Here is an 8,931-nt window from a genome sequence, read left to right as displayed (position 1 = left end):
CATAGGCGATCTCGCCCGAGTCCATGTTGGTGGTTTCCAGCACTTTCAGCAGCTTGTCCTTGCCTTTGCGCTCCAGCTCGGCCTGCAGCGTCGGCGAGTGGTCAAAGTAATCCTCGAGCGCGGATTTCCCGCGCGAGGTGACAAAGATGAACTCTTCGATCCCGGCCGCTCGCGCCTCGTCGATCGCGTATTGGATCAGCGGGCGGTCAACCAGTGTCATGATCTCTTTCGGAACCGATTTCGTCGCGGGCAAAAAGCGCGTCCCCAGACCGGCAACCGGAAAAATCGCCTTGGTAACCTTGCGTGTCATCATGCAGTCCTTTGAAAATATCTTTACCCAAAGTCTTACCGGATTGTGCCCGCCGGTTTCCACCGCTGATTTGACGCGGGGGCCAGCAGGGCAAGGCGATTTTCCGGGATTGGCCGGAAAATGCCCATCGGGGCGCACGATCAGCTGTGGGCGGCGCGGATAAATGCGACCAGCTGCCGCGTCGAGCCATCCTTGGCCACAGCACTTTCCTGGCCTTCCAGAATCGGGCGCAGGGCGGTGGCCAGTTCCTTGCCCAGCTCGACCCCCCATTGATCGAACGAGTTGATGCCCAGGATCACGCCTTCGGCAAAGACCCGGTGTTCATAGAGCGCCACGATCTGGCCCAGCCGGTAGGGCGTCAGCAGATCGTAGATCAGCGTGGTCGAGGGCCGGTTGCCCGTAAAGGTGCGGTGGCGCGCCAGGGTTTCGGCGCGGGGGCCGGTCAGGCCGGCGGCGTGGGCCTCTTTCAGGGCGGCTTCGTAGGGGCGTCCACGCATCAGCGCCTCGGACTGGGCCAGGCAATTGGCGGCCAGCAGGCGGTGATGATGCGCCAGCTCGGGTTCGTGCCCGCGCGCGCCCAGCAGGAATTCGCAGGGCACGATCGAGGTGCCCTGATGGATCAGCTGATAGAACGCGTGCTGCCCGTTGGTGCCCGGTTCCCCCCAGACCACGGGTCCCGAGGGGCCGTTCAGCGCGCTGCCGTCCAGGGCAACGGACTTGCCGTTGCTCTCCATCTCCAGCTGTTGCAGGTAGGCGGGCAGGCGGGTCAGGCGCTGTTCATAGGGCAGCACGGCGCGGGTGGGATAGCCGCAGATCTGGTGATGCCAGATGCCGACCAGCGCCAGCAGAACGGGCAGGTTCTCGGCGGCGGGGGTGTCGCGGAAATGCGCGTCCATCGCGGCACCGCCCTGCAGGAAGGCGTCGAAATCATCCGGTCCGATGGCCAGCATCAGGCTCAGCCCGATGGGGCCCCACATGGAATAGCGCCCGCCGACCCAATCCTCGAAGCCGAAGACGCGCTCGGGCGGGATGCCGAAGGCGGCGGTCTTGTCCTCGGAGGTGGACAGCGCCACGAATTGTGCCGCCGGATCGGCCACGCAGCGCCCCATCCAGGCGCGGGCGGTGGCGGCGTTGGTCATGGTCTCGACCGTGGTGAAGGTCTTGGAGCCGACGATCACCAGCGTCGTCGCCGGGTCCAGCCCGGCCAGCGTGTCATGGATCTGTGCGCCGTCCACGTTCGAGACGAAATGCACCCGCGGTCCGTCGCAATAGGGCGCCAGCGCCAGCGTGCCCATCACCGGCCCCAGATCGGACCCGCCGATGCCGATGTTGATCACATCGGTGATGCGCCCGCCCGCCCCGGTGAAGGCGCCGCTGCGCACATCCGTCGCAAAACGGGCCATGCGGGCGCGGGTCTCCAGCACTTCGGGCATCACGTCCTGGCCATCGACCAGCACCTTTGTGCCTTCGGGGGCGCGCAGGGCGGTGTGCAGCACGGCGCGGTCTTCGGTGGTGTTGATCTTTTCGCCGCGAAACATCGCCTCGCGCCGGGCGGGCAGATCGCAGGCCTCGGTCAGCGCGATCAGCGCCGTAAGACGGGCATCGTCCAGAGAGGTCTTGCTAAAGTCGAACAGCATCCCGTCGAAAAGGCGGGAAAACCGTTCGGCGCGGTCGGGATCGGCCGCGAACAATGCCGCAATCCGGCAGTCAGGGTCCTGCTTGTGCAGGCGCAGCAAGTCATTCCAAGGCATCATCAAATCTTTAAAACACGGTCTGTTGCGCAAGCTACCCGGTTGCGGGCTCAGGGACAACAGGCGGGGACGGAGGGACGCGTCATCCGAACGGTGTGACGCTCCATCTGAACGAGAGGCTGTCGCCCGGCGGCAACAGGATCGTGCCGGGGCGGTCCTCGATCGCGGGGCCGTCGGTGGTGCGGGCGGCGGTGCCGTGCCAGGGCTCGATGCAGACGAACGGCGCGCCGGGTTTCGTCCACAGCGCCAGATCGGGCAGGTTGTCGAAGCCAAAGCGCAGTCGCGGGCCGGTGTCGGGGCCGTAGGTCAGGCCGGGGATCGCGCTGCCGGGAAACAGCATCGCGTCGGCCTCAAACAGGCTCTGTTCCAGCGTTAAACGCCCCTCGGCGAAGGGCGAGGGGTGGCGTTCGGGCGGCAGCAACCCACCCGTCAGGCGGGCCATTTCGGGATTTGCGCCACCGTCCAGCGTGACGTGATGCGGCTGGCCCTCGGCACCGGGCAGGGGCCAGCGAAAGGCCGGGTGAAAGCCCAGCCCAAAGGGCAGGGGGGCGATGCCGGGGTTCGTGACGGTGGCGGTGACGCGCAGGGTGGCCCCGTCCAGGCGATGGGTCAGCTCCAGCCGGAACGCGGGCGGATAGACGGCGCGGATCGCATCGCCAGGCGTCAGCACATGGGTGCAGGCGGTCGGATCGGCGCTGACTAGCGCAAAACGGCTGCGGCGGGCGAATCCGTGCTGGGCCATCGGGGCGTCATGTCCGGCGACGGTGATCCGATCCCCGGGCGCGCGGCCCACGATGGGAAACAGGATCGGTGAGCGCCCCGACCAGAAGGCCGGATCGCCATTCCACAGGTAGTCACGCCCCTGCGCGTCGCGCAGCGATTGCATCTCGGCGCCCAGGTCGCTGACCGTGACAGAGAGGTGATCGTTGGCAATCCGGGTCTCTGTCATGGTCGGGCTCAGAGCGTTTTGGCCAGGGCGTCGAAGTCGCGCAGCGTCTTGATCAGCGCGCCCATCTGATCGACGGGGATCATGTTGGGTCCGTCGCTGGGGGCGTTGTCAGGGTCTTCGTGCGTTTCGATGAACAGCGCCGAGACGCCGACCGCGCAGGCCGCGCGCGCCAGAACCGGGGCGAATTCACGCTGGCCACCGCTGGTGGTGCCTTGCCCGCCGGGCTGTTGCACCGAGTGCGTGGCGTCGAACACCACCGGATAGCCGGTGCGCGCCATGATCGGCAGGCCGCGGAAATCGGTGACCAGGGTGTTGTACCCGAACGAGGTGCCGCGATCGCACAGCATGATCCGGGTGTTGCCGGTGCTGGCGATTTTCTCGGCCACGTTGGCCATGTCCCAGGGCGCCAGGAACTGGCCTTTCTTGACGTTGATCGCAGCCCCGGTTTCACCGGCGGCCAGCAGCAGGTCGGTCTGGCGGCACAGGAAGGCGGGGATTTGCAGCACGTCGCAGATTTCGGCGGCGGGGGCGCATTGGGCGGCATCGTGCACGTCGGTCAGGACGGGAACGCCGAATTCTTCCTTGATGCGGCCTAGGATTTCCAGGCCCTTCTCCATCCCCAACCCGCGCTGCGTGGTGATCGAGGAACGGTTGGCCTTGTCGTAGCTGGCCTTGAAGATGAACTTGGTGCCGGTGGGGGCGCAGGCCTCGGCGATGCGTTCGGCCATCATGCGGGCGTGGTCCAGGCTTTCCAGCTGGCAGGGGCCGGTGATCAGGGAAATCGGGTTGGCGCCGCCGATCTCGATCCCGCCGATAGAGACGATTTTAGGCTCTAACATGGGCTCAAAGCTCCTTCAGGACCGAGTTGATGCGGGCGACGTCTTCGGGGTTGTTCAGCTCCCAGAACACGCGGCCGCGGCCTTCGACGATGACACAGGCGACGGTATGGCCGTTTTCGAGGAAGCGCAGCTGCTCCAGCCCTTCGCGTTTTTCCAGCGCGCCCTCGGGCCAGCCGGTATAGGCGCGCAGGGCGTCGGGGCGGTAAGCGTAGACGCCGACATGGTGATAGACCGGGATGTCATCGGCGGGCACCTTGGCGGGGTCGATATAGGGCAGCACTTCCTTGGAGAAATACAGCGCATGGCTCGCCCGGTTGAAGACGGCGGTGGTGCCACCGACGCGGCCGGCTTTGCGGTCCTCGACGAAGTGGCCATAGGTCAGCGGATCGCATTGCAGCACCGGCGTGGCCACCTGCGCCTGCGGGTCGCGCGCCATTGCGGCGATCAGGTCCTCGACGAACCACTCCGGGGTCAGCGGCGCGTCGCCTTGCAGGTTCACGACCAGATCGGCCTCGACCGCGCCCGAGGCAAAGGCCTCGGCACAGCGGGCGGTGCCGTTTTCACGCTCGGGGCTGGTCATGATCACCGAGGCGCCAAAGCTTTCGGCCTTGGCGCGGATACGCTCGTCATCGGTGACGACATGCACCTCGGCCACGCCTTTGACGCGGCAGGCGGCCTCCCAGCTCAGCTGGATCAGGGTCTTTTTCTCGCCCGAGGGCAGGGTCAGCTCGGCCAGCGGCTTGCCCGGATAGCGGGTCGAGGCGTAGCGGGCGGGGATCAGGATCACGGTCTTCATCGAGGGGCCTTTCAGGCTGGAAGATCAGGCGACGCCTGCGCGCAGCAGGTCATGCAGATGCAGGATTCCCACGGGGGCGCCGTTTTCCACGACGAACAGGGTGGTGATCTTGCGGGAATTCATCAGCGCCAGCGCCTGCGCGGCCAGCAGGCTGGGCGGCACGGAGACGGGGTTCAGCGTGGCGACCTGACCGGCGGTGGAACCCATCAGCCGCGCCATGTTGCGGCGCAAGTCGCCGTCCGAGACGACGCCGGCCAGCTTGCCATCCTGCACCACGCCGGTGGTGCCAAAACCCTTGGAGGTCATCTCGAGCAGGGCTTCCTCCATCGGGGTGTCGAAATCGACCAGCGGCAGGGCGTCGGCCTTGTGCATCAGTTGGGCCACGGTGGACAGCTGCGCGCCCAGCTTGCCGCCGGGGTGGAAGGTGCGGAACTGGTCGGGCTGGAAATTGCGCTGCTCCATCAACGCCACGGCCAGCGCGTCGCCCAGGGCCAGCGCCAGGGTGGTCGAGGTCGTGGGGGCCATGCCCATCGGGCAGGCCTCGGGCGCGGGGGGCAGCAGCAGGCGGTAATCGGCGGCCTGCATCAGCGTGCTGCCCTCGCGCGAGGAAATCGCCACCAGCGGGATCGAGAACCGCCGCGTATGGGCCAGAACGTCGCCCAGCTCCTGCGTTTCGCCGGAGTTCGAGATCAGGACGCAGATGTCGTCGGGCGTGATCATGCCCAGATCGCCATGGCTGGCCTCGGAGGCATGCACGAAGAACGAGGGCGTCCCGGTCGAGGCCAGCGTGGCCGAGATCTTGCGCCCGATATGGCCGGACTTGCCGATGCCGCAGACGATGACCCGGCCCTTGGTGGCCAGGATCAGGCGGGTGACGGCGGGAAAATCGGCGGGGATGTGATCGGCCAGAAGGTGCAGCGCCTGGGCCTCGGTCGTCAGGACGCGGGCGGCGGCGGCAAGGATCGCATCGGCAGAGGAATGATCGGTTACCATGCCCTTGCATGTGTCACAGGACGCCCCCCCGTTCAACTGGTATCGCGGGGGGAAACTCGGCGGGAAAACGCCGTTGAAACCGTTGGGGCAAACCCCGTAAGAGGGCTGTAAAGGCAGGATCGGGCGCATGGACGGCATCAAACAGACAGATCAGGGCCCGGATCGGGTGCAGGAATGGGGACATGCGGGCCGGCTGGTGGCCGTGGTCGTCACGCATAACCGCCTGGACAAGCTGAAGGTCACCGTGGCGCGGCTGCTGGCCGAACCCGCGCCGCTGCTGCAGGCGGTGGTGGTGGTCGACAATGTCAGCACCGATGGCACCGGCGACTGGCTGGCCACTCAGGACGACCCGCGGCTGGTGGTGCAGACCAGCACCGCCAATATCGGCGGGGCAGGCGGGTTCGAGAACGGCATGAAACTGGCGGTCGAACGCTTCGATCCCGACTGGCTGGTGGTGATGGACGACGACGCCCGCCCTGAACCGGACGCTTTGGCCGCCTTCCATGCCCTGGCGCCCATTCAATGGGATGGGATCGCGGCGGCGGTCTATTTCCCCGATGGCCAGATCTGCGAGATGAACCGCCCCTCGCGCAACCCGTTCTGGCACGCGCGCGAGTTCCGCCGCACCCTGTTCGGTGGTGGGCGTGGCGGGTTCCACCTGGAACCCTCGGCCTATCAGGGGCCGGCGCAGCAGATCGACGTGACCTCGTTCGTGGGGTTCTTCATCAGCCGGGCCGGGGTGCAGCGGATCGGCTATCCCGATGGCGGGCTGTTCCTGTATGGCGATGACGGGCTGTATACGCTGGGGCTGACCAAGGCGGGCGGGCGCATCGGGTTCGAACCCTCGGTACGGTTCGAGCATGACTGCTCCACCTTCGCGGATCAGGCGCAGCGGGGCCGCTTTGTGCCGCTGTGGAAGGTCTATTACTACCACCGCAACCTGCTGCTGCTGTACCGGATGGCGGCGGGCTGGCTGTTCTGGCCGGCGATGGCACTGATCCTGCCGAAATGGCTGCTGAAGATGCGCGCCCATGCGGGCGAGCGCGGCGCCTTTCTGCGGCTGATGGGCCTGGGGATCGTGGACGGGCTGCTGCGGCAGACCTCGCGCACGCTGGAGGACATCCGCGAGGTGGCCGGGGACCGCGCAGGCGACCGCTGATCAGTCGTTCAGGATGTCGCGGTGGAACCGCCGCATCAGCAGCAGCCCGAACAGCAGCGTCACCAGGCTGACCGTCAGCACATAGGCATTGTCCACGTATTGCGCCCGGTACATCGGGTAAAAGCCCGAGCGCATCTCTCCGACGATATGGACCAGCGGGTTCCACCACAGGATGTCCTGGATTGCCCGGGGCAAGCTGTCGAAGGTGAAGAAGATCGCCGAGGCCAGAAACAGTGGGCGTGTGGCGATGGACCAGATCACCTCCCATGTCGGATACAGGCCGATAAGCGCGCAGTTCAGCGTGCCGATCGCCAGCCCCAGCAGCATGGCCAGGGTGAAAGAGGTGACGATCGGGCCGATGTCCAGCACGGTGCGGGTGTCGGTCACCATCAGCAAGCCGGCCATCAGCAGATAGGCCACCAGGATATTGGTCAGTGAATTCAGGATGAAGCGGGCAAAGACCGCGTCGATCCAGCTGACCGCCGGATACATCAGCAACGGCCGCGAGAAGTTGATCGCCCGCGCCACCGCGTTGGAAAGGTTCTGATATAGGCTGAAGGGCAGAAACCCGGTGGCATAAAAGATCAGGAAACTGTTGCCGATCGGCGGGTTGCGGATGATCAGCGAAAACCCCGCCCCCAGGATCAGAATCGCGCCCAAGGGTTCCAGCAGGGCCCAGACATAGCCCCCCGGAGAGCGCCCGTAGCGGGTGCTCATCTCGCGCAGCATCAGGGCCGAGATGGTGCGAAACGCGGCAAAACTGCGGTGATGCCCCGCACCTGGGGTATGGGCAGGCAGGTCGGACGGAGACGCCATGGCCGGTTTCCTGTACTGGTCAACTTGGCAGTGTTTATGTAGACAGACGGCAACAAATTCAAATGGCTTCCGCCAGGAGCGTATTTTCATGACCGATGTTTCGCAGGCGCCGGCGCAGCAACCGGCAGGTCAGGGCAATTCCGCAAAACCGGGTGCGAAATGGCCCGGTGCGCAGCGCACCAAGCCGCTGGCAGGCCCCGCCCGCATGAAAAAGCGCCACGGCCGCCTGGTCAAAAGCTTCATCGGCCTGGTGATCGTGCCCTTCCTGATCGCGTCCTTCTACCTGTGGGCCATCGCCGACGACCAGTATGGCTCGACCGCGGGGTTCTCGGTGCGCAAGGACGAAGGCAATGCCGCCTCGGAACTGCTGGGCGGGCTGGCCTCGTTCGCGGGGGGGACGGCCTCGGGCGACAGCGATATCCTGTATGAATTTATCCAGAGCCTTGAGATTGTGCGCGCGGTCGATGCCGCGGTCGATCTGCGCGGCCATTACAGCGAGAACTGGCTGAGCGATCCGGTCTTTGCGCTGTGGCCCGATGCCACCTCCGAGGACCTGCTGGATTACTGGCAGCGCATCGTGCGGATTTCCTTTGACCAGTCCACCGGACTGATCGAGCTGCGCGTGCTGGCCTATTCCGGCGAGATGGCCCAGAAGGTCGCGACCGAGATCCTGAGCCAGAGCCAGAACATGATCAACGATCTGAACGAGCAGGCCCGCGCCGACGCGCTGCGCTATGCCCGCCAGGATCTGGACGTCGCCGTCAGCCGCCTGAAAGAGGCGCGCGAGGCGCTGACGCAGTTTCGCTCGCGCACGCAGATCGTGGACCCCGAGGATGACCTGAAGGGCCGCATGGGTGTGATGAATAACCTGCAGCAGCAGCTGGCCGAGGCGCTGATCGAGCATGACCTGCTGTTGCAGACCGCCGCCGCCAACGACCCGCGCGTGGTGCAGGCCAAGCGCCGCATCGACGTGATCCGCGACCGTATCCGTATCGAGCGCGAAGCCTTTGTCAGCGAGACCTCGGAGACCGGCTCGGTCGGCGAGGATTACCCCAAGCTGATCTCGGAATTCGAAGGGCTGACCGTGGACCGCGAATATGCCGAGCAAGCCTATCGCGCCGCGCTGGGGGCGCTGGAGCTGGCCCGCGCCAAGGCCGACCGCCAAAGCCGCTATCTGGCCGCCTATATCCAGCCGACGCTGCCGACCAGCTCGGAATTCCCGCGCCGTTTCGTGCTGTCGGGGCTGGCGCTGCTGTTCCTGACGCTGTTCTGGTCGATCCTGGCGCTGATCTACTACAGCATCCGCGACCGCAACTGA

Annotated in this window: 9 protein-coding genes; 2 read left to right on the top strand and 7 right to left on the bottom strand. The window is 65.9% G+C overall.

Translation table 11 applies throughout. From position 1 onward, the window contains the following. The 6 genes from E7681_RS03675 to E7681_RS03650 all read right to left on the bottom strand — a co-directional run. Window positions 1-310 (bottom strand): sugar phosphate nucleotidyltransferase (locus E7681_RS03675; RefSeq protein ID WP_246032396.1); only part of this gene is annotated, 310 nt, incomplete at its 3' end. 140 nt (window positions 311-450) lie between these two features. Next, complete coding sequence (pgi, locus tag E7681_RS03670) at window positions 451-2,064, bottom strand: glucose-6-phosphate isomerase (protein ID WP_425471368.1); 1,614 nt, start codon at window positions 2,062-2,064, stop codon at window positions 451-453. Between the two features lie 79 nt (window positions 2,065-2,143). Continuing rightward, a complete protein-coding gene (locus tag E7681_RS03665) occupies window positions 2,144-3,010 on the bottom strand; it encodes an aldose 1-epimerase family protein (RefSeq protein ID WP_136337897.1) in 867 nt (288 codons plus the stop codon). 8 nt (window positions 3,011-3,018) lie between these two features. Continuing rightward, entirely contained in the window at window positions 3,019-3,849 is an 831-nt protein-coding gene (gene kdsA / locus E7681_RS03660) for a 3-deoxy-8-phosphooctulonate synthase (RefSeq protein ID WP_136337896.1), read from the bottom strand. A gap of 4 nt (window positions 3,850-3,853) precedes the next feature. Then, window positions 3,854-4,645, bottom strand: a complete 792-nt coding sequence (locus tag E7681_RS03655; protein WP_136337895.1) for a 3-deoxy-manno-octulosonate cytidylyltransferase — start codon at window positions 4,643-4,645, stop codon at window positions 3,854-3,856. Between the two features lie 24 nt (window positions 4,646-4,669). Further along, complete coding sequence (locus tag E7681_RS03650; protein WP_136337894.1) at window positions 4,670-5,638, bottom strand: KpsF/GutQ family sugar-phosphate isomerase; 969 nt, start codon at window positions 5,636-5,638, stop codon at window positions 4,670-4,672. Between the two features lie 127 nt (window positions 5,639-5,765). Between E7681_RS03650 and E7681_RS03645 the strand changes: the two genes are divergently transcribed. Beyond that, entirely contained in the window at window positions 5,766-6,797 is a 1,032-nt protein-coding gene (locus E7681_RS03645; protein WP_136337893.1) for a glycosyltransferase family 2 protein, read from the top strand. Here the strand turns inward: E7681_RS03645 and E7681_RS03640 are convergent, their stop codons facing one another. Next, window positions 6,798-7,613, bottom strand: coding sequence for an ABC transporter permease (locus E7681_RS03640; protein ID WP_246032395.1), 816 nt, complete (start codon window positions 7,611-7,613; stop codon window positions 6,798-6,800). A gap of 88 nt (window positions 7,614-7,701) precedes the next feature. Between E7681_RS03640 and E7681_RS03635 the strand changes: the two genes are divergently transcribed. Continuing rightward, the gene (locus tag E7681_RS03635; RefSeq protein ID WP_136337891.1) at window positions 7,702-8,931 is read left to right on the top strand and encodes a KpsE/RkpR family capsule polysaccharide export protein; all 1,230 of its coding nucleotides are present in this window, start codon (window positions 7,702-7,704) and stop codon (window positions 8,929-8,931) included.

Source organism: Thalassobius vesicularis (genome assembly GCF_004799325.1).
Lineage (GTDB): Bacteria > Pseudomonadota > Alphaproteobacteria > Rhodobacterales > Rhodobacteraceae > Thalassobius > Thalassobius vesicularis.
The sequence above is the reverse complement of the archived record's forward strand: the minus strand, read 5'-3'. Positions and strand labels throughout refer to the sequence as shown.

Excerpts from the sequence above, each read along its gene's own strand:
- E7681_RS03640 (WP_246032395.1), bottom strand. The coding sequence starts at position 7,613 with ATGGCGTCTCCGTCCGACCTGCCTGCCCATACCCCAGGTGCGGGGCAT.
- E7681_RS03635 (WP_136337891.1), top strand. The coding sequence starts at position 7,702 with ATGACCGATGTTTCGCAGGCGCCGGCGCAGCAACCGGCAGGTCAGGGC.
- kdsA (WP_136337896.1), bottom strand. The coding sequence starts at position 3,849 with ATGTTAGAGCCTAAAATCGTCTCTATCGGCGGGATCGAGATCGGCGGC.
- E7681_RS03645 (WP_136337893.1), top strand. The coding sequence starts at position 5,766 with ATGGACGGCATCAAACAGACAGATCAGGGCCCGGATCGGGTGCAGGAA.
- E7681_RS03650 (WP_136337894.1), bottom strand. The coding sequence starts at position 5,638 with ATGGTAACCGATCATTCCTCTGCCGATGCGATCCTTGCCGCCGCCGCC.
- E7681_RS03655 (WP_136337895.1), bottom strand. The coding sequence starts at position 4,645 with ATGAAGACCGTGATCCTGATCCCCGCCCGCTACGCCTCGACCCGCTAT.
- pgi (WP_425471368.1), bottom strand. The coding sequence starts at position 2,064 with ATGATGCCTTGGAATGACTTGCTGCGCCTGCACAAGCAGGACCCTGAC.
- E7681_RS03665 (WP_136337897.1), bottom strand. The coding sequence starts at position 3,010 with ATGACAGAGACCCGGATTGCCAACGATCACCTCTCTGTCACGGTCAGC.